Below are 18896 nucleotides of genomic sequence, written 5' to 3'. Positions count from 1 at the left end.
CAGGGGTCGGCGTCAACAGATGGCGCTGGCGAGCCTGCACAGGTCGACGTGCAGCCGCGCCACGAGCATCGTGCCCGGCGTCTTGTCGCTCACGTCGTGGAAAACCATGCGCTCATCGTATCGATTCCCGGTCCGGGTTCTGGAATGTGATCCCACATCGCGGACGATTTCCGGCCGGAGAGTGAGACCGCCCTGTTCAGCCCCCGTCCAGACCTGCTCAGTACGCCTCGACGATCTCGACCTCCTCCTCCGTGACCTCACCCTCGACGATCCGGAACGAGCGGAACTGGAACTCGCCGGCCCCGTCGATGTCGGCCGTCGAGACGAGGACGTAGTGCGCGCCGGGCTCGTTCGCGTACGAGATGTCGGTGCGGGAGGGGTAGGCCTCGGTCGCCGTGTGGGAGTGGTAGATCACCACCGGCTCCTCGTCACGGTCGTCCATCTCGCGGTAGAGCTTGAGCAGGTCGCCGGAGTCGAACTCGTAGAACGTGGGCGACATGGCCGCGTTCAGCATCGGGATGAAGCGCTCGGGGCGGTCCGAGCCCGCGGGGCCCGCGATCACGCCGCACGCCTCGTCGGGGTGGTCCTTGCGCGCGTGGGCGACGATCTGGTCGACGAGAGCCTGGGTGATGGTCAGCATGCTCGTCAGGATAAGCAGAAGGGCCGTTCCGTACCGATGGATGGTACGGAACGGCCCATATGCCGGACGCCCTGAGCGGCAGCCGCAGGGGGTGCCACGAGTACTCCCTGCGGCTGGACGTCCTGGCTGGTTCGTGGCCGGTCTTTCCGGAACTCAGCCGACCTTCTCGAACTCCGCGTCGCGGCGCTCGGCGATCTGCGGGTTGCGGCTCTTGAGGACCGCCCAGCCGATACCGAGGGCGACGGCCCAGCCGGCCGCGACGTACAGGCAGACCCGGGCGTCCTTGTCGTACGCGATCATGAAGGTCACGCCGATGAGGAAGAGGAGCGCGACCCAGCTGAACAGCGCTCCGCCGGGGGCGGGGAAGGACGAGGCGCGCAGCCGGCCCGCGTCGACCGCGGCGCGGTAGCGGATGTGGCTGACGAGGATCATCATCCAGGTCCAGATGCCGGCCGCGGTGGCGACGGAGGTGACGTAGAGGAACGCCTTCTCCGGGACGACGTAGTTCAGGACGACGCCGATGCCCATGAGCGCCACGGAGACCGTGATGCCGACGGCGGGGGTCTTGCGGGCGTTGAGCTTGCCGAACGCCTGCGGCGCCTCGCTGTTGGCGGCCAGGTCGCGCAGCATCCGGCCGGTGGAGTACATGCCCGAGTTGCAGGACGACAGGGCCGCGGTGAGCACCACGAAGTTGACGATGCCCGCGGCGAGCGGGATGCCGATCTCGCCGAAGGCGTGGACGAACGGGCTCTCGCCGGCGGAGAACTCGGTCCACTTGACGACGGAGAGGATCACCAGCAGGGCGCCGACGTAGAAGACGATGATGCGCCAGGGCAGGGTGTTGATGGCCTTGGGCAGGGTCTTCTCGGGGTTCTCGGACTCGCCCGCGGTGACGCCGACGAGTTCGACGGCGAGGTAGGCGAACATGACGCCCTGGAGCGTCATCAGGCTGGAGCCGATGCCGTTCGGGAAGAAGCCGTCGTGCGACCAGAGGTTGGAGACGGTGGCGGTGTCACCGGCGTCGGAGAAGCCGAGGGTGAGCACGCCGAGGCCGATGACGATCATGCCGATGATGGCCGTGACCTTGATCATCGAGAACCAGAACTCGACCTCGCCGAAGATCTTGACGGAGATCAGGTTGACGCCGAAGAGCACCACCAGGAACACCAGGGCGCTGACCCACTGCGGGATCTCCGGGAACCAGAAGTGGATGTAGATCGCGGCGGCCGTGAGCTCGGCCATGCCGGTGACCACCCACATGAGCCAGTACGTCCAGCCCGTGACGAACCCGAAGAACGGGCCGAGGAACTCGCGGGCGTACTCGGCGAAGGAGCCGGAGACGGGCCGGTACAGGAGCAACTCGCCCAGCGCCCGCATGATGAAGAAGATGACGACGCCCGCGAGGGCGTACATGAGGATGATGCTGGGGCCGGCCTTGGCGATGTTCGCTCCGGCGCCCATGAACAGGCCGACGCCGATGGCGCCGCCGATGGCGATCATCTGGACCTGGCGGCTACCGAGGCCGCGCTCGTACCCCTCTTCGGGGACGTTTTCCGTGTCGACCTGCGCAGAGGTCATGTGTGGTGCGCCTTTCTCCATGCCGACCCGGGCCTCTCGTCGGCCTCGGATCGGGTCTCGATCCCCCCGGATAAATGGAGCGGTGCCTGGCCGGCGGTTGCCGGCTCGGTGGCGCACCCGGCCGGACATTCGGGTGGTGTCGGCCGGGCGGTCGTGAAGATTTATCACGGCCGCAACACTGATCACTCGGGGGGATTGTGACGCACCGCACAGGGAAAACGGACAAAGCGCAGCCCAACGCGGCATAGAAGGCGGACACGGTGACGCGATCGTTATCCGGATTTGAGTGTCCTCTGAGCGAACACGGATCGGTCATCCGGCGGTCACAGAACCTGCACGGATCAGGGCATAAGGGTTCCGACCAGCGTCTCCTGGAGTCCACCCAGCCACAGGTAGGCCATCACCATCGGCTTGCGCGGGTCGTCGTCCGGGAGGCGGTAGAGGAGGTCGGTGTCCTCCTCCTCGGTGATCTCCAGCCGCGAGCCGATCGCGAGCCGCAGGTCGTTCAGGGCCGACAGCCACCGCTGGGACTCCTCCGCCGACAGCTTCAGCACCGCGCCGCCCTCGCCGGCCGAGGCCGAGGAGAGCGCGTCCAGGGAGCGGATCACCGCGAGGGCGTTGTCCCGCTTGCCGGCCCGCAGGTCGTTCTCCGTGTAGCGGCGGAACTCGGCGGAGTACGCCCGCCGCTCCTCGGCGTCCTGGGGTGAGGCGGGCTGCTCGGGGTCGCTGTAGGCGTCCGGGAAGAGGCGTTTGAGCACCGGGTCGGCGGGCGGCTCGCTCGGGCCTTCCGCGAACAGCTCGGCGAGCGGATCGCCGGAGGCGTCCTCGGCCGGGCCGGGACCGATGAGCTCCAGGAGCTGGACGGCCAGCGACCGGATGATGGAGATCTCGACGTCGTCGAGGGCGACGGCAGCGCCGCCGCCGGGGAGCGGTTCGAAGGTTCCGGGCATGAACGCCTTTTCGCTGCTGGGCGGGGAGCTGGCTACTTGCGGTCCTGCTGGAGGGTGGCCCACAGGCCGTAGCCGTGCATGGCCTGCACGTCGCGTTCCATCTCCTCGCGGCTGCCGCTGGAGACGACCGCCCGGCCCTTGTGGTGGACGTCGAGCATGAGCTTGGTGGCCTTGTCCTTGGAGTAGCCGAAGTACGTCTGGAAGACGTAGGTCACATAGCTCATGAGGTTGACCGGGTCGTTGTGGACGATGGTGACCCAGGGGAGGTCTGGCTCCGGTACGGCGAAGACCTCCTCCGCCGACTCGGTCCGTTCGATCTCCAGGGGCGCGGGTGACGTCACACTGCCCATGCTGCCACCCGAGGGGGGTAGTCGCACAAATGGGCCTGGAAGCCGGGGGCCTTGACGGAAATCGTCAAACTGACGAAATGGGGGTACGATCCCGCTCATGAACACAGCGGACCTTGGGCTGCCGGTGGATGTTCCCTCGACGGCGCTCTTCACGGACCAGTACGAGCTGACGATGCTGCGGGCCGCCCTGGAGGCGGGCACGGCCGAGCGGCGGAGCGTGTTCGAGGTCTTCACCCGGCGCCTGCCGAACGGGCGCCGCTACGGCGTCGTGGCGGGCACCGGGCGGGTGCTGGACGCGGTGGAGAACTTCCGCTTCGACGCGGGCGTCCTGGACTTCCTGCGCGAGCGGGAGATCGTCGGCGGTCAGACCCTCGAGTGGCTCGCCGGCTATCGCTTCAGCGGGGACATCTGGGGCTACCCCGAGGGCGAGGTGTACTTCCCGGGCTCGCCGATCATGCGGGTCGAGGGCACCTTCGCCGAGTGCGTGCTGCTGGAGACCGTGATCCTGTCGATCCTCAACCACGACTCGGCGATCGCCGCGGCGGCCTCGCGCATGGCGTCGGCCGCCGGGGACCGGCCGCTGATCGAGATGGGCGCCCGGCGCACGCACGAGCTGGCGGCGGTGGCGGCGTCCCGGGCCGCCTACGTGGGCGGCTTCGCGACCACCTCGGACCTGGCCGCCGGATTCCGCTACGGCATCCCCACCGTCGGCACCTCCGCCCACGCCTTCACCCTGCTCCACGACAGCGAGCGGGACGCCTTCCAGGCCCAGGTGAACACCCTGGGGCGGGGCACCACGCTGCTGGTGGACACGTACGACGTCACCGAGGCGGTCCGCACCGCCGTGGAGGTCGCCGGACCCGGGCTCGGGGCCGTGCGGATCGACTCCGGCGACCTGCTGCTGGTGGCGCACCGGGTGCGGCAGCAGCTGGACGAGCTGGGCGCGACCGACACGAAGATCATCGTGACCTCGGACCTGGACGAGTACGCGATCGCCTCGCTGGCGGCGGCGCCCGTGGACGCGTACGGCGTCGGAACGCAGCTGGTGACCGGGTCCGGACACCCGACGTCCTCGATGGTCTACAAGCTGGTCGCACGGGCCGAGTCGGCGGAGCCGGACGCGCCGCTGGTGCCGGTGGCGAAGAAGTCCAGCGGGGGCAAGACGTCCGTGGGCGGACGCAAGTGGGCCGCGCGGCGGCTGGACTCCCACGGCGTCGCCGAGGCCGAGGTGATCGGCACCGGGCCGGTGCCGGCGGAGCTCGCGGACCGGCAGCTGCTCGTGGAGCTGGTCAAGGGCGGCGAGGTCGTCGCCCGGGAGCCGCTGGACGCGGCGCGTGACCGGCACGCGGCGGCGCGCGCGGGGCTCCCGATGTCGGCGACACAGCTCTCGCGCGGGGAACCGGTCATTCCGACGGAGTACCTGCACGAGGCCTCGGGTAGCTAGGGGGTGTGCCGCGATGCGCCGAGCCGTGCCCCCTCCCGTCTCCTCCCCCATGTCAATAGGCTCGGAAGTTCACCGGCCGGGCTTGCCGACCTCATAGCCGAAGGACACCGACCATGCGCCGCGCCTTGATCGTCGTAGACGTGCAGAACGACTTCTGCGAGGGGGGCAGCCTCGCGGTGGCCGGCGGTGCCGACGTGGCTGCCGCCGTCACCGAACTGATCGGCCAGGCGGCCGGGTCCGGCTACCAGCACGTCGTGGCCACCCGCGACCACCACATCGCCCCCGGCGGCCACTTCTCCACCAACCCCGACTTCGTCCGCTCCTGGCCCGCGCACTGTGTCGCCGGCACGGAGGGCGTCGGCTTCCACCCGAACTTCGCCCCCGCCGTCGCGTCCGGCTCCATCGACGCCGTCTTCGACAAGGGGGCGTACGCGGCGGCGTACAGCGGCTTCGAAGGCGCGGACGAGAACGGCACGCCCCTGGCCGCCTGGCTCCGCTCCCGGGACGTCACCGAGGTCGACGTGGTCGGCATCGCCACGGACCACTGCGTGCGCGCCACGGCCCTGGACGCCGCGAAGGAGGGCTTCCGCACCCACGTCCTGCTCGACCTCACGGCGGGCGTGGCCCAGGAGACCACCGAGCGGGCCCTGGAGGAGCTGCGCGAGGCGGGCGTGGAGCTGTCGGGCAAGCCGGTCGTCCAGTGACCCGGTAGCTCCTGCAGCCCGGTAGCGCCCGAGGGTCAGGTCTGGGCCGTCGGGCGGCGCAGGAGGGCTCTGATCGGGCGCCACAGCTCCAGGGCGAGGTCCGGGCCTGCCACGACACCGTTGTCAGGGGCCGTGCGCCATATCAGGCCGTCGGGGTGGTGCAGGACCGCCGTGATCTCGTCGGGGGACGGCGGGGCGGCGTTGCCGCGCAGGTAGACCGAGCGCATGCCGAGGTTGCGGAGCCTGGTCAGGGCTCGGGCGCGGTTCACGGCGTGGACGAGTACGCGGACGGAGCCCGGGCCGTCGGCGGCGGGGCTGGGCAGGTTCAGCGCCACCACCACGGTGCCGTTCGGCAGCTTGCAGAAGCCTCCTGCGGCCATGCGGTCATACCCCCGTGTCGGTCGGTGTGTCGGTCGGTGTCAATAAGAGAACCACAGGACGCACCTAAACACGGATCGGCGGCGACCCGCCAGGGGGTCACCGCCGATCATGCTCTGACCTGGTAAAACGTGTTTTACTTCGCCGCGGGGCCTACTTCGAGCTCGATCGTCGAGCCGTCCTTGGCCTCCTTGATGATCTTGATCTTGGTGTTGGTGTCAGTGATCTTGACACCCGCGGTCGGGTTCGACTCGTCGTAGTAGTCGTTCTTCCGGTCGTTGAAGACGGAGACACCCTTCATGCCCGGGATGTACTTCGCCACGTCCGCCTTGTGCAGCGTCATGCCGTCGGTGCGGTAGAGGCTGAACGGCGAGTCGTAGGACTGGATCCGGTTGCGCATCAGCGTGCCGTCGGCCCACTTCAGCGCGTCCGGGTGCGAGTCGACCGGGAGGACCAGACCGGTGCCCTTGTGCTGGCTGGTGTTGTTGTCCGCCTCGGAGGTGTCCCACTTCCAGATCAACAAGCCGTTCTGGTACGGGTAGTGCTCGACCCAGTCCGGGCGCTCGGTGAAGCCGAAGTTGTACGGGCCGACCTTCAGCGTCTTGTCGTACGACACGTACTGCCGGTTCTCGGCGATGTAGTACTGCGCGTAGTCCTCGGTGAAGGATCCACCGATCCGGGTGAAGCCGTTCACCTTCCAAGCCGCGTCCGCGGTTTCGGCGTTGTCGGAGAAGACGGGGCTGCCGTCGGCGGTCACCGTCACCGAGTCGGCCGCGAAGCCCTTCTTCGACACACCGCTGTCCGTCGCGTAGCGGAAACGAAGGTCGATCTTCTTGCCTGCGTAGGCGTCGAGCGGGTAGACGAGCTTCTGGTACGCGTCGGCCGTACCGTCCAGCGCGGGGTTGTCGCTGCCGTCACGGCTGATCGGCTTGCCGTTCGCCGTACCGTCGATCGCCGTCCAGTTGGCGCCGCCGTCGGTCGACACCTCGGTGTAGACGAAGTCGTACTGCTTCTCGGTGTCCCACCAGCCGTCGAGACTGAGGGTCGCCGAGGACTTGCCCGTGAGATCCACGGAGCGGGCGAGCGTGTTCTTCAGGTTGTTGCCGCTTCCGCTCCACCACTGGGTGGAGCCCTGGGCCGGGGTGACGAGCTCGGTGGTCACCCGCTTCTTGGGGAGGTCGACCACGAGGGCCTGCTTGTGCTTGGTGTTGTACTCCGCCAAGCCGAGCTTGTGCCAGGAGTCGACCCCGGCCTTGGCCTTGTCGTAGTTCAGCCAGCCGAGCTGGAGCTTGTCCCAGGCGGTCATGTCGCCCGGCAGGTCACCGATCTCCTTCTTGCCGGTGCCGAGCCAGGAGCCGGAGGACATCAGGGTCCAGAAGCCGGTGGAGTTCTCGCCGCCACTGGTGTCGTAGTGGTCCGGCAGGCCGAGGTCGTGGCCGTACTCGTGGGCGTAGACGCCGAGTCCGCCGTTCTCCGGCTGGACGGTGTAGTCACCGACCCAGATGCCGGTGTCGCCGATCTTCGCGCCGCCGAGCTTGTTGTTCTCGGGGCCGGTGGCGCCGGCGTCGGTGCCGAAGGCGTACCAGCGGTGGGCCCAGATCGCGTCCGTGCCCTGGGCGCCGCCGCCCGCGGACTCGTCCTCGCCGGCGTGCACGATCTGGAAGTGGTCGATGTAGCCGTCGGGCTCGTTGAAGTCGCCGTCGCCGTCGAAGTCGTAGCGGTCCCACTCGTCGAACCGCGCGACGTCCGCCTTGATCTGGGCGTCGGTCCTCCCCGCTGCCTTCTGCTGGGAGACCCAGGCGTTCAGACCGTCGCTGACGACGTTCCACACGCTCGAGCAGTTGGTGTCACCGCAGGCGTTGTTGCCGTAACGGGCCTCGTTGTACGGCACCTTGACCCAGTCGGAGACCTCGCCGTCGACCGAGTAGCGCCCGGAGGACTGCTTCTCGTAGTACGTCTTGACCGAGTCGACGCCCTTGCCGGAACCGAAGTACAGGTCATCGAAGTACTGCTGGTCGTAGTCGGCCCGCCAGGCCGTGGAGTTGTCCTTCTTGCGATCGGGCTTGGCTATCTGGTTGTGCAGCGGGCCCGCGGTGCCGCCGTAGCGGCTGTCGACCTTGTCGCCGAACTCGACCAGGATGGTGAAGATCTTGTCGGTCTTCTCGCGGCCGAGCTCGACGTACTTGCTGTCGCCCTTCTTGCTCTTGAGCTGGACGACCTTCGAGCCGTCACGGTTCTTCACCGTGGACTTGCCGGATATGACCTGCTTCAGGGCCTCTTGTCGCTGGGCCTCCTGGGTCTTGCTCAGCGGGCCGTCGAGGTCGTGCTCGCCATGGTGGCGGTCCGCCGGGTCGTGCCGGTCCACGGTGGTGGACCTGGGAGCGGAAGCGTCGTCGGCCTGGGCCACGCCGTATGCGGAGACGGTGGCCGTGGCCGCCGCGAGCGCCACGCCTATGGCGGCGGCTCTGAACGTCCAGGGTCTACTGGTCACTTGAGTTCCTCCCCCGCGTTCGAGCGCGCGGAAGGAAGGGGTCCTGGTCGTGGAAGGCCCGCGCGCGCGTGATCAACGCGTGTAGTCAAGTGACGACATTTGACTAGAGGTTTAGAAGAAAAGACAGACCTTGACTTGGACAGGTCAATTGCACTATGCGGAGTCGACGTTCGTTTTACGGACAACCGATCCTTTGCCCGGGAGGTGATGTCCGCCTCCGAGCAGGCACGTGCCACCGTCCGGTGGGCGCGCGCATATGTCCACTACCTGGACGCCATGACTCCGTGCGCCCCCTGTGCTCCGGGCCTGTTGATTAGGTCACGCTTACCGCTCGTTCCAGTCGGGCACCCTGCCGATTAGAGTCGCTTGGCGGAACGCCCGGAAGCCGGCGGAATGCCAGGCCGACACCCCCGTGGACCCCCACTTTCGAGGACATGATGGCCATGCCCCGTCCGACTGCCGCACAGCTCGCCTACGGTTCCTGCACCGTGATCCTCTCGACCCTCGCCATGCTGCTGCTGTCACAGACGAGTTCGGGCGTAGGGATCGCGTTCATCGCCGTCGCGGCGCTCGCCCTCGGGCTGCTGGTCGCCATGACGGTGCCGCTGCCCGGGAAGCGCCCGGCCGCGGTGGAACAGCCCGCGGCCGAGGAACCCGTACGGGCCTCGGTCGCCGTACCGGCTCCGGAGCCGGTACGGGAGCGGGCGGTTTCCTGACCACCCCCTGATCCGTCCTTTTCCTTACCTCCGGTTGATACGTCTGTGCCTCAATCGGTGCTGACCACGACCGTTTTGGCCGCCTTGTCGTGCAGGCCCTGTTTGTAGGGCCGGTCGAAGAAGCTCCAGCCGCCCGAGATCGCGGTCCAGACGCAGGCGCAGCAGAAGGCGAACGGGATCCACAGCACGGCCGCGCGCATCAGCGCGTTCTGCGCGGAGGGCGTGGCGCCGTTGTCGAGGTTGGCCACGCGCATGTGCAGCAGCTTCTTGCCGAGGGTCTGGCCGGTCCGCGCGGTCAGGAGGGTGTCGTAGGCGATGTAGAGGACGGCGGCGACCCCCGACTGCCAGAAGGACTTGCCGACCTCGATGCGGTCGCTGTCCACGTCGTACTCGTTGACGCCGAAGCCCCAGGTGAGCAGCCAGACGACGACACCCACCAGGATCATGTCGATGATGCGGGCGAGCGTGCGCTTGCCGCTGTCGGCGAGCGGGGGCATGCCGGCGAGGGGGTCGGTGGGGTAGGAGCCGCCGCCGTAGGGGGAACCGCCGTAGGGGCCGCCGCCGGGCGGGCCTTCGTGAGGGCCTTGGCCGCCGCCCGGAGGCCCTCCGTAAGGGCCTTGGCCGCCGCCCGGCGGGGTACCGCCGGGGCCGCCGCCCGGGTAGCGCGGGTCGTAGGGCGAGCCCGTGCCCTCGCCGGGCTGCTCGCCCGGGGGCCGCTTCCTGAACGGATCGTCTTCCGGGGGCTGCTGACCGGAGCCGGGGGGCGGTTCACTGCTCATGGCCCGAGTCGACCGCGAACCCCCCGGCTCCGCATCCGGCAGACGGCCGTCCGAGGTACGGATTCACCTGATGCCGCGGCAGTACGCGGCCGTCCCGTGCCGGACGTAGCCGTGCTGCTCAGCCGGCCACGAACGTGTGCGCGGCCTTGTCGTGCCAGCACTGGCGCCACGGCTTGTCGAACAGACACCAGGCGATGCCGACGATCCCGACGACGAGGAGTCCGGGCACGCTGTAGACCAGCCAGCGGCGCAGGGCCGCGCCGAACTCCGGGGTGTCGTGGCCCTCGATGTCCCGCACGTCGAGGCCCATCAGCTTCTTGCCGAGGGTGCGGCCCCACTTGGCGGTGGGCAGCACCTCGGAGACGACGCCGACGAGCAGCAGGACGGCCAGGACGATGCCGAGGTACGCCGACGTGGTGCCGTCGAGCAGCCAGACCGTGACGGTCTCGCCGGAGAGCTTGGCCTCCTCGATCTTCTCGTTGACATGGTCGACCGCCTTGATGCCGAGCGGTACGGCCGCCCCGGCGGTGAGGGCGGCGAGGACGAGGGTGTCCAGCAGCCGGGCGGCCAGCCGCTTGCCGAGCCCCGCGGGGCGGGCCGACGCCTGGCGCCGCGCGGCCGCCTGGAAGATGTCCTCGGTCGGCGGCTTCCAGGGCGCGACGGGCTGCTCGTCGCCGCCCGCTCCGGCGAGCCGGTGGACCTGCTGCGCCCAGGAGGACTGGCCGCCGCCGGGGCCGGCGCTGAGGGGTGTGGCGGAGGCGGCGGGGCCTGGCTGGGGCCCGCCGGACTGCGGGGGGACGGTGGGCGCCGCCTGGGGCCCGGACAGCGCCGTCGGAGCGGCCGCGGAGGCCTGGACGCCGGGGTCGGCCTGCGCGGCGGCCCGGGCGGCGGCGGCCTTCCCGGCGGCGAAGCCGGGGCGGTTCGAGGCGTCACCGGAGGCGCCCGCACCGCCCTGCGCGCCGAAGGCGGGTCCCGCCGGACCGCCGGCCGGACCGGTCTGGGCCCCGAAACCGGGCCCGGACGCCACTCCCTGAGAGCCGAAGCCAGGGCCTGCCGCATTGCCGCCGGATCCACCCGGCCCGCCCGGCGCACCGAACCCGGAGCCCGAGCCCGCCGGGCCGCTGCCCGAACCGCCGGAAGCCGAAGCGGCAGCCGAAGCCGCCGCCGGGCCCTGACGCGGCGGCACCGCGCGGAACGTCATCGTGCCCTCGTCGGGGGCATCGGCGGAGGCCCCTCCCCCGGCCTTCCCCGTCGGACGGCGGAAGACGAACGTGCTGCCGGCGGCCGCGGCGTTCGCCTCCGGGTCGGCGGGAGACGGTGGTTCGCCCTGTCGGGCGGACTCGCCGGCCGGCTGCCGGTCGGCGTGCGACACCCTCGGGTCGGCACCCTGCTGAGGCGCACCCTGCTGAGCCGCACTCTGCTGGGCCGCTCCCTGTGCGCCCTGCGGTGCCCCCCACGAGACACGGCGGTCCTGGTCGCCGCCGAAGCCGGTCTGGCGGGAGCGGTCGGCGCCCCAGGCGGTCGCCGGTTCGGGACGGCTGCCGTGCTGGGCGTCGGCAGGGGACGGCTCGTCGGCCGGGTCCTCGTCGAAGAAGTGCGGACCGGTCTCCTCGACCGAGCCGGAGGTGCCGGGCTGTTCCGCCCCGGCCCCCGCCCCCGCGCCGGGCGGCGGCGCGAGCGTCTCGCCGTCCTTGGGTGCGGGACGGCTGGTGCCCGGTACCCAGGAGGCACCGTTCCAGTACCGGACATATCCAGGAATGGACGGGTCCGGGTAATAACCTTCGCGGGGCCTGTCGTCACCGGGGGCCGGGGTTGGGGCGCTCATCTCCGTCGTCCCGTATCTGCTCGAGGGCCAAATGGGGGCCTCCACATCTATCAGACGTGCGCAAGCCCCACCGCCGCTCCCACCGGACCCACCCCTTTCGAGCACCGATGTGCTACGCATCGCGCGGCCCGGCGCCTCTCCTTGCGAAAAAACTTCCGGCAACGCGCGTAATGCCGCCGCCCCCGCGCGCTCTCTCGTGCTGACCGGCCCTCACGGGCAGCCGTGCAGAGAAGGGAACACCGCGATGCGCACCGTGGTGGAACGCGAACTGGAGCTGAAACTCGTCCTGTCGCCCGAGCGCCGGATCCCGGTGCCGGCCCGGCTCGGGTACGTCACCGACGATCCCTACGCCGTCCACGTCACCTTCCACATCGACTCCGCGCACCCGGTGCACTGGACGTTCGCCCGGGACCTGCTGGTGGAGGGCGTGTTCCGGCCGTGCGGGCGGGGGGACGTGCGGGTGTGGCCGACGAAGGCCGAGGGACGCGGCGTCGTGCTGGTGGCGCTGACTTCACCGGACGGGAACGCCCTGCTGGAGGCACCGGCGGCGCAGGTGTCGGCCTGGCTGGAGCGCACCCTGCGGGTGGTCCCGCCGGGGACGGAGGGTGAGCAGCTCGGTCTCGACGACGAACTGGACCAGTTGCTCGCGCAGTGAGGACGCGCGACCTTCAGAACAGCTTGCCCGGGTTGAGGATGTTCAGCGGGTCGAAGGCCTGTTTGACGGCCCGCTGCATCTCCATCCCGACGGGGCCGATCTCGCGCGCCAGCCACTCCTTCTTCAGCACGCCGACGCCGTGCTCGCCGGTGATGGTGCCGCCGAGTTCCAGGCCGAGAGCCATGATCTCGTCGAAGGACTCACGGGCGCGCCGGGACTCGTCGGGGTCGGCCGGGTCGAAACACACCGTCGGGTGGGTGTTGCCGTCCCCCGCATGGGCGACAACTCCGATGGTGAGCCGGTATTTCTCGGCGATGCGGTCGACCCCGTCGAGCATCTCGGCGAGCCGGGAGCGGGGCACGCACACGTCGTCGATCATCGTGACGCCCTTGACGGCCTCCAGCGCGGTGAGCGACAACCGGCGCGCCTGGAGGAGCAGTTCGGACTCGGCCGCGTCGTCGGCCGGGACGACCTGGGTGGCGCCGGCGGCTTCGCACAGCGCTCCGACGGAGGCGAGGTCGGCGGCCGGGTCGGTGGTGTCGAAGGCGGCCAGGAGCAGGGCCTCGGTGGTCTCCGGGAGGCCCATCTGCGCCAGGTCGTTGACGGCCTTGACCGTCGTACGGTCCATGAGTTCGAGGAGTGACGGGACGTGGCCGCCCTCCATGATGCGGCACACGGCCTCGCAGGCGGCGGCCCCGGAGGCGAACTCGGCGGCCAGCACGAGCTGCTCGGGCGGCTTGGGACGCAGGCCGAGCACGGCCCGTACGACGATGCCGAGCGAGCCCTCGGAGCCGACGAACAGCCGGGTCAGGTCGTACCCGGCGACGCCCTTGGCGGTGCGGCGGCCGGTGGACATGAGGCGCCCGTCGGCGAGCACGACGTCCAGTCCGAGGACGTACTCGGCGGTGACCCCGTACTTCACGCAGCACAGGCCGCCCGAGGCCGTGCCGATGTTGCCGCCGATGGTGCACATCTCCCAGCTGGAGGGGTCCGGCGGGTAGTGCAGGCCGTGTTCGCCGACGGCCCGGGACAGGGCGGCGTTGATCACGCCGGGCTCGACGACGGCGACGCGGTCGACCGGGTTGATCTCCAGGATCCGGTCCATCTTGGTCAGGGAGAGCACGATGCAGCCGTCGGAGGCGTTCGCGGCGCCGGACAGTCCAGTGCGGGCGCCCTGCGGGACGACCGGGACGCGCAGGGCGGTGGCGGTGCGCATCACGTGCTGGACCTGCTCGACCGTGTGGGGCAGGACGACCACGGCCGGGGCGCCGGCCGGGCAGAAGCTCGCCATGTCGTGGGCGTAGGAGGCCGTGACGTCGGGGTCGGTGAGGACCGCTTCGGCGGGCAGGCCGCCGAGCAGGAGGTCGACGAGGTTGCCGGTCGTTTCGTCGCTGGGCGCTTCGATACGGCTCATGCTCACAGGTTCGCACCCGGGGCCATCGGTTTGAATCCTCCCCTCCCTGAAGGGGAGGGGATTCCTGGCTCAGGCTGCCTCTTGGAGCAGCGCTCCAGGAGGTCTTCCGCCATCAGCACCAGCCGGGTTGAGACCAGCCCGGACGAGCATGACGCGGGCGGAGTTCTTGTCCCGCGGGGACACGGTTCCGCACACGGTGCAGGTGTAGGTGCGCTCACCCAGCGGCAAGCGATGCTTGGCTCTCGCATCGCAGTGCGCGCAGTCCATGGTGGTGTGCGCGGGATGTACGAGGCGGATGTCCCGCCCGTGCTTGCGGCCCATCTCGATCAGAGCGGCCTTGGTGGCGCCGATGGCGGCGTCAGCGGCTTTGCGGGCCATGGTGCTCTTGGCCAGGAACTTCGGGCGGAAGTCCTCGACCGCGATGGCGTCGTGGTCGAGGACAGCCTTCTTGGCCCATTTACGGCCGGTGTCCTCACGCTGCCTCGCAACCTTCTTGTACGTCTTCGCCCGCAGTTTCTTCGCCTCGCGGTAGCCCTTCGATGCCGGTTGTCCCTTCTTCGGCTTGCGGCGGGCCATCATCCGGTCGTACCGGGTCAGCTTCGTCTGGGCCTTCCTGCCGTGCTCGGCGTTCGGCAGGTCGTGCACGTCGGACGTGGTGGTCGCGGTCTCCTTCACGCCCCAGTCGACGCCGAGTGCGTGGCCGGTCTCCGGCAGGGGCTGGACCTGGGCGGGGACAACGAACGAGCAGTACCAATGCCCGAGGCTGTCCCGGTACAGGCGCACCCAGGACGGCTCAGCCGGCAGTTCCCGCGACCACACCACCGCCAGGACGATGCCGCCCGCCAGGTGCAGCCGGCCGTCCTTCAGCCGGAACCCGCGCCGCGTGTAGTTGAGGGTCGGCAGTGCCTCGCGTTTGGTCTTCCACTTCGGCATCCCGGCCCGGCGCGCCATGGGCAGGCGCTCTTTGATGTCCTTGTGGGCCTTGGCGCGGGATCGGCCGAAGTCGCGGATGACCTGCTGCTGGACAACCGACGAGCCCGCACGCAGCCACGGCGTACGGGCGCGGGCTTCGGTCAGCATCCTGTCGAGTTGAGCCGGGCCGCACGTGGACTTCTGGCCGGTGGTCTTGTTGTGCAGGTGTACGGCCTTGGACTTGGCGACGCACTCGTTCCACACCCAGCGGCATCGGTCCCACTCCGCCGCCAGGCCGGTGCGGGCGGCGGACGACACACGCAGCCGGTAGGTGTACCGGGCATGCCCGCCCTCCGCTGCCGCCGTCGCCTGCGCCATCTCGCTCCCCAACGCCCGGCCGGGACACTGTGCCGTCCCGAACCTTCCGAAGGACCATATGTACGACAGCCGCACAGACGCACCCCGATCCCACAGCCACCACCCCGACCAGTGATCACGGGCACACGCGTTCGCATCACCTCGGCGATGCCGACAGCGGTGCGGGCGCTCCGCGCCCTGAACCGGATACGGCGACGCTCCGCGTCGCAATATCCGGATGCGATTCTTCCCCGGCGTGAACGCCAGGGCCTCCTCGCAAGAAACAGGTGAGCGCCATGGAGAACCAGCAGAAGCCCCCTGAGGGCCGCTTCCGCACCCGGCGGATGCTGCTCGCCTCCGTCGCGGGCTGTGCCGTGCTCGGCGGGGTGCTGGTGCTGCTGCCGTCGGGGCGGCAGGCCGAGCCCGCTCCGCCGTCGCCGGGGGCGGTGGCCATGGCGGCGGTCACCGCCGGGGTGCCAGCCGCGCTGCCCGGCCTGGCGGAGCTGATCGACGAGCGGGAGAAGCGGCTGCGGGCCTGTCCGCGGGACGCGCGGTCCTGGGCGGTGCTCGGGGCGGCCTACTTGACATCCTCCTGCCAGCCGGGGCGTGGTGCCCCGGCCGGATCAGCACCTTCGCTTCGAACTCGATGCCTGCCATGGGGTCTCCGATCGCTGGACACTGCTGGTTTCTCAACGACCGTGCAGCGTGGGGGCCCGCAGCCGGTGACGGGGGACGTTCCGGCGGCGGGCTTGCGGCCACCCGGCACGGGGCGTTCGGGGCAGCCGCGGCGTCCCGCTACCGGCGTCGGTGCGGGCCGGTAGCGGGGGTTCCCAGGCGGGTGCCGACGGCGATCGTCTCGTTGCCCGCGAGTCGCAGGATTGCCCGGAGGATGATCGGCAGACGGCGGTCGTCGAGGTCCTCCACGGAGGCCAGGGTTGTGATCCCGATGCCCACCATCGACAGCACCAGGCCGAGGAACGAGCGCTGCTGTTCGTCCAGGCCCGACGTGTACTGGCACCCCGACAGCGCTTCGAAGCGGGCCCACGCGCCCTCATCGGTGCAGACGATCAGGGCGTACTGCACCGCCTGGACCTCCAGGACCGTCCGCTCCTCCACCAGCGCCTGGACGGCCGCCCGGTCGCGGGACGACCTCGCCGTACGCACCAACTGCCCGCACAGTCTCTGGAACTCGTCGGCGGCGTCGGGTGTCGTGGTCTCGGTCTCGGTGGTGGTCATGTCGATGCCTCCGCAGGGCGTCGGTGGTCGACACGAGCCCGAGCGCGAGACCGAGCTTCCCGGTACTCGTCGTACAGCCGATCATGGGTCTCGCAGGGAAGGCCGAGGTTCGCGCCCTCGTCGTCCATGGCCCGGCAGGTCGGGCACGTCAGGCAGTGGTCCGCCAGGCGCACGAACGCGGTCTGCCAGGGCGTCTCGACCACTCCCGCGCTGACGATCTCGTAGTACTCGCACAGGGCGACCAGGACGCGGGCGAGCCTGCGGGCGTACATCACGCTGCCGCTCAGCCAGGCGAAGCCCCGTTCGGGGGCGCGGAGCTTGCCGCGCGCCTCTCTGACGCAGGTCAGGGCCCCGTGGCGGGTTGGGCTGTTCTTCGGCAGCCGCCCGGCCGCCTGCTCGACCTCGGGCACCAGCAGTTCGAGGTGGCCGCGCAGCGTGGCGGTGAGTGTGTCCAACTCGTTGTCGGTCGGCGGGAGGGCGTCCGGGCCGGAGTCCGGGCCCAGAACCCGCTGGGCGGTCTCGCGCATTATCGCTAGGTCCGGAGGGGCTTCGGCGACCGTCATCAGGGCTGTAGCGTTCATGGTGTCGACGCTCCTCGCAGCGTTGGCCACGCCCCGGGAGGCCTCCACCTCGCCAGGGTTCTGTCGTAACTCCCGACGCTAGAAGCGCGGTGTGCGCCGCAGCCAGCAGTGTGCGAATGTGTGCGTGCAGCCGTACTCAAAGCGGGTGTTGGCCGCTTTGCGCCCTTGACCAGTCCTCCCGCAGGCGTGACGGTGGTGCAGAAAACCACACATCGCGTGGAAGGTGCCTGACGTGCCGCTGCTGTTCATCGGGATCGATCCGGAGACCGGCCAGGACAAGAGTCCCACCGTGTGGATCGACCAGGAGAAGCAAGAGATCATCTTCCAGGGGTACAAGCCGGACCCCGAAACCGAGGCGGAGTGCGCTGCGTTCGAGGTGCCTGGCCACGCGAAGGGCATCCCGGACGACGAGGCAGTTATCCGAATCCCGGCCCGGATGGTGTCGATGATCAGGGAGGCGTGCGATGCCGTCGAACGAGCCCACGTTCGCTGAACTGCTCGCGGACTGCTCGCACTCCGCCGTACACCTCGAAATGCGGGACGCCTACGCCGTAGGCGACGAGGCAGACGACTTCGACACCTGGCTGCGAACGGGGCAACGGGACACCGACCCCACCTCGGAGTACTGGACGCCCTGGGTTGAACTGATCTCGAGGGCCGTCGCCCGCGGCGTCGTGGTACGGCGCGCCCGCATCGTCTCCGAGCCGGTCTCCGACTACATCCGGTACGAGCACGCCGCGACGGACGTAAACGTCCAGGCCGGCGAACAGGTGCGCTGGCTGTCTCGCAGCCACGCCTCGGACCTGGCACTGCCCGGCAACGACTTCTGGCTGTTCGACGACCACGTGATCCGCTGGCACCACTTCGCAGGCGACGGAAGATGGGTCCGCCAGGAGATCTCCGGTGATCCGGCAGCCGCCAAGCTGTGCGCCGAGTCCTTCGACGCCGTGTGGGAACGCGCAGTCCCCCACGACCAGTACGAGATCCACTGACAAGGAAGCACCGGTAGGCCAGCTCGATGTCCGTCTCCCCCTCCTCCTCCGCCCAGGCAGCCCGCGAAGCCGTCGCCAGACGCCTCCGCGAGCTCCGCAAGGAAGCAGGGCTGACGATCGTCCAGTTGGCCGCCGCGTGCCGCTGGCACCACTCCAAGACGTCCCGCATCGAAAACGCCCTGCAATCACCGACCACCACGGACATCCGCCTGTGGTGCTCCGCCACCGGCGCCGCGGACCAGGCGCAGGACCTCATCGTCCAGTCCCTCAACGCCGAGTCCTTGTACAGGGAATGGCGGCACCAGGTGCGCGCCGGTCTGAAGCATCTCCAGGACTCGGTGGCGCAGTTCTACCGAGACACCCAGCTGTTCCGCGTCTACTCCTCCACGATCGTGCCGGGCCTGCTCCAGACCGAGGGATACGCGGCCGCCGTACTTAGCACCGCCGCGCGCTTCCGAGACCTGCCGATCGACGACAGCGCCGAGGCAGCCTGGGCCCGCGTCGAACGATCCCGTGTGATCCACGAGCAGGGGCATCGGTTTGTGATCGTGCTTGAGGAGTCCGTTCTTCACTGCCAGATGGCGGACGCCGACGCGATGGCAGCCCAGCTGGGCAACCTGCTCTCGGCTGGTGCCCTGCCGGCAGTGTCGCTCGGCATCATCCCCATGGCGACGGTGAAGCGTCGGCAGTGGCCGGAGGAGACGTTCCAGGTGTACGACGACCAGCTGGTGTCAGTCGAGTTGGTCTCCGCCGAGGTGAAGGTCACGCAGCCGTCCGAAGTAGCTCTGTACCTCAAGACGTTCGAGGAACTACGCTCCATGGCCGTGTACGGTGCCGAGGCCCGCGCGTTGGTCCTGAGGGCCATCGAGGCCTTGCACTGACATCGGAAGGCAT

21 protein-coding genes are annotated in these 18896 nt (G+C 69.7%); 8 read left to right on the top strand and 13 right to left on the bottom strand.

Features of this window, described 5'->3' with window-relative positions:
- Positions 1-12: 12 nt before the first annotated feature.
- The 5 genes from ACIBL4_RS10235 to clpS form a co-directional block, all read right to left on the bottom strand.
- Positions 13-108, bottom strand: a complete 96-nt coding sequence (locus ACIBL4_RS10235; protein ID WP_356928695.1) for a putative leader peptide — start codon at positions 106-108, stop codon at positions 13-15.
- Between the two features lie 109 nt (positions 109-217).
- Positions 218-640, bottom strand: a complete 423-nt coding sequence (locus ACIBL4_RS10230) for a Mov34/MPN/PAD-1 family protein (protein ID WP_399408341.1) — start codon at positions 638-640, stop codon at positions 218-220.
- 153 nt (positions 641-793) lie between these two features.
- Positions 794-2218 (bottom strand): amino acid permease, encoded by a 1425-nt coding sequence (locus tag ACIBL4_RS10225; protein ID WP_399408339.1) that lies wholly within the window; start codon positions 2216-2218, stop codon positions 794-796.
- Positions 2219-2559: 341 nt separating this feature from the next.
- Positions 2560-3168, bottom strand: coding sequence for a DUF2017 domain-containing protein (locus ACIBL4_RS10220; protein WP_399408337.1), 609 nt, complete (start codon positions 3166-3168; stop codon positions 2560-2562).
- Positions 3169-3200: 32 nt separating this feature from the next.
- Entirely contained in the window at positions 3201-3518 is a 318-nt protein-coding gene (gene clpS / locus ACIBL4_RS10215; RefSeq protein WP_020270284.1) for an ATP-dependent Clp protease adapter ClpS, read from the bottom strand.
- Positions 3519-3615: 97 nt separating this feature from the next.
- Here clpS and ACIBL4_RS10210 point away from each other — a divergent pair, with 97 nt between their 5' ends.
- On the top strand, positions 3616-4962 hold the full coding sequence (locus ACIBL4_RS10210) for a nicotinate phosphoribosyltransferase (RefSeq protein WP_399408335.1): 1347 nt from the start codon (positions 3616-3618) through the stop codon (positions 4960-4962).
- Positions 4963-5075: 113 nt separating this feature from the next.
- Positions 5076-5666: an isochorismatase family protein gene (locus ACIBL4_RS10205; protein WP_399408334.1), complete on the top strand. Its 591-nt coding sequence runs from the start codon at positions 5076-5078 to the stop codon at positions 5664-5666.
- A 35-nt stretch (positions 5667-5701) separates the two neighbouring features.
- Here the strand turns inward: ACIBL4_RS10205 and ACIBL4_RS10200 are convergent, their stop codons facing one another.
- Both ACIBL4_RS10200 and ACIBL4_RS10195 read right to left on the bottom strand, forming a co-directional pair.
- Complete coding sequence (locus ACIBL4_RS10200; RefSeq protein ID WP_399408332.1) at positions 5702-6046, bottom strand: hypothetical protein; 345 nt, start codon at positions 6044-6046, stop codon at positions 5702-5704.
- 134 nt (positions 6047-6180) lie between these two features.
- Positions 6181-8535 carry an immune inhibitor A domain-containing protein gene (locus ACIBL4_RS10195; RefSeq protein ID WP_399408330.1) on the bottom strand — a complete coding sequence of 785 codons (2355 nt, stop codon included), beginning with the start codon at positions 8533-8535 and terminating at the stop codon, positions 6181-6183.
- 437 nt (positions 8536-8972) lie between these two features.
- On the opposite strand from ACIBL4_RS10195, the gene ACIBL4_RS10190 reads away from it, so the two are divergent.
- Positions 8973-9251 carry a hypothetical protein gene (locus tag ACIBL4_RS10190; RefSeq protein ID WP_399409305.1) on the top strand — a complete coding sequence of 93 codons (279 nt, stop codon included), beginning with the start codon at positions 8973-8975 and terminating at the stop codon, positions 9249-9251.
- A gap of 50 nt (positions 9252-9301) precedes the next feature.
- Here ACIBL4_RS10190 and ACIBL4_RS10185 read toward each other — a convergent pair whose 3' ends face one another.
- Positions 9302-10030 (bottom strand): RDD family protein, encoded by a 729-nt coding sequence (locus ACIBL4_RS10185; RefSeq protein ID WP_399408328.1) that lies wholly within the window; start codon positions 10028-10030, stop codon positions 9302-9304.
- Positions 10031-10148: 118 nt separating this feature from the next.
- Positions 10149-11855: an RDD family protein gene (locus ACIBL4_RS10180; RefSeq protein WP_399408326.1), complete on the bottom strand. Its 1707-nt coding sequence runs from the start codon at positions 11853-11855 to the stop codon at positions 10149-10151.
- A 244-nt stretch (positions 11856-12099) separates the two neighbouring features.
- On the opposite strand from ACIBL4_RS10180, the gene ACIBL4_RS10175 reads away from it, so the two are divergent.
- Positions 12100-12510 carry an SsgA family sporulation/cell division regulator gene (locus ACIBL4_RS10175; protein WP_399408324.1) on the top strand — a complete coding sequence of 137 codons (411 nt, stop codon included), beginning with the start codon at positions 12100-12102 and terminating at the stop codon, positions 12508-12510.
- A 13-nt stretch (positions 12511-12523) separates the two neighbouring features.
- Here ACIBL4_RS10175 and ACIBL4_RS10170 read toward each other — a convergent pair whose 3' ends face one another.
- Together ACIBL4_RS10170 and ACIBL4_RS10165 are read right to left on the bottom strand one after the other, a co-directional pair.
- Entirely contained in the window at positions 12524-13924 is a 1401-nt protein-coding gene (locus tag ACIBL4_RS10170; RefSeq protein WP_399408322.1) for an FAD-binding oxidoreductase, read from the bottom strand.
- 69 nt (positions 13925-13993) lie between these two features.
- Entirely contained in the window at positions 13994-15214 is a 1221-nt protein-coding gene (locus ACIBL4_RS10165) for an RNA-guided endonuclease InsQ/TnpB family protein (protein ID WP_399408320.1), read from the bottom strand.
- Between the two features lie 275 nt (positions 15215-15489).
- Between ACIBL4_RS10165 and ACIBL4_RS10160 the strand changes: the two genes are divergently transcribed.
- On the top strand, positions 15490-16014 hold the full coding sequence (locus ACIBL4_RS10160) for a hypothetical protein (protein WP_399408318.1): 525 nt from the start codon (positions 15490-15492) through the stop codon (positions 16012-16014).
- Here ACIBL4_RS10160 and ACIBL4_RS10155 read toward each other — a convergent pair.
- Both ACIBL4_RS10155 and ACIBL4_RS10150 read right to left on the bottom strand, forming a co-directional pair.
- Entirely contained in the window at positions 15989-16429 is a 441-nt protein-coding gene (locus ACIBL4_RS10155) for a hypothetical protein (protein WP_399408316.1), read from the bottom strand. The genes ACIBL4_RS10160 and ACIBL4_RS10155 overlap by 26 nt on opposite strands.
- Entirely contained in the window at positions 16426-17010 is a 585-nt protein-coding gene (locus ACIBL4_RS10150) for a DUF6415 family natural product biosynthesis protein (RefSeq protein ID WP_399408314.1), read from the bottom strand. The genes ACIBL4_RS10155 and ACIBL4_RS10150 overlap by 4 nt, the downstream gene beginning before the upstream one ends.
- A gap of 232 nt (positions 17011-17242) precedes the next feature.
- Between ACIBL4_RS10150 and ACIBL4_RS10145 the strand changes: the two genes are divergently transcribed.
- Genes ACIBL4_RS10145 through ACIBL4_RS10135 form a run of 3 tightly spaced genes read left to right on the top strand, consistent with a single transcriptional unit; the run spans position 17243 to position 18883 of the window.
- A complete protein-coding gene (locus tag ACIBL4_RS10145; protein WP_351406560.1) occupies positions 17243-17503 on the top strand; it encodes a hypothetical protein in 261 nt (86 codons plus the stop codon).
- Positions 17475-18002 carry a DUF6879 family protein gene (locus tag ACIBL4_RS10140; RefSeq protein ID WP_399408312.1) on the top strand — a complete coding sequence of 176 codons (528 nt, stop codon included), beginning with the start codon at positions 17475-17477 and terminating at the stop codon, positions 18000-18002. Before ACIBL4_RS10145 ends, ACIBL4_RS10140 begins: the two co-directional genes overlap by 29 nt.
- Before the next feature lie 26 nt (positions 18003-18028).
- A complete protein-coding gene (locus ACIBL4_RS10135) occupies positions 18029-18883 on the top strand; it encodes a Scr1 family TA system antitoxin-like transcriptional regulator (protein WP_399408310.1) in 855 nt (284 codons plus the stop codon).
- The last annotated feature ends 13 nt before the right edge of the window (positions 18884-18896 follow it).

This window comes from Streptomyces sp. NPDC050416, from assembly GCF_044458845.1.
In the GTDB taxonomy this organism is placed as follows: Bacteria; Actinomycetota; Actinomycetes; order Streptomycetales; family Streptomycetaceae; genus Streptomyces.
Note: the sequence above shows the minus strand (reverse complement) of the source record. Positions and strands in the feature narration are given on the sequence as shown.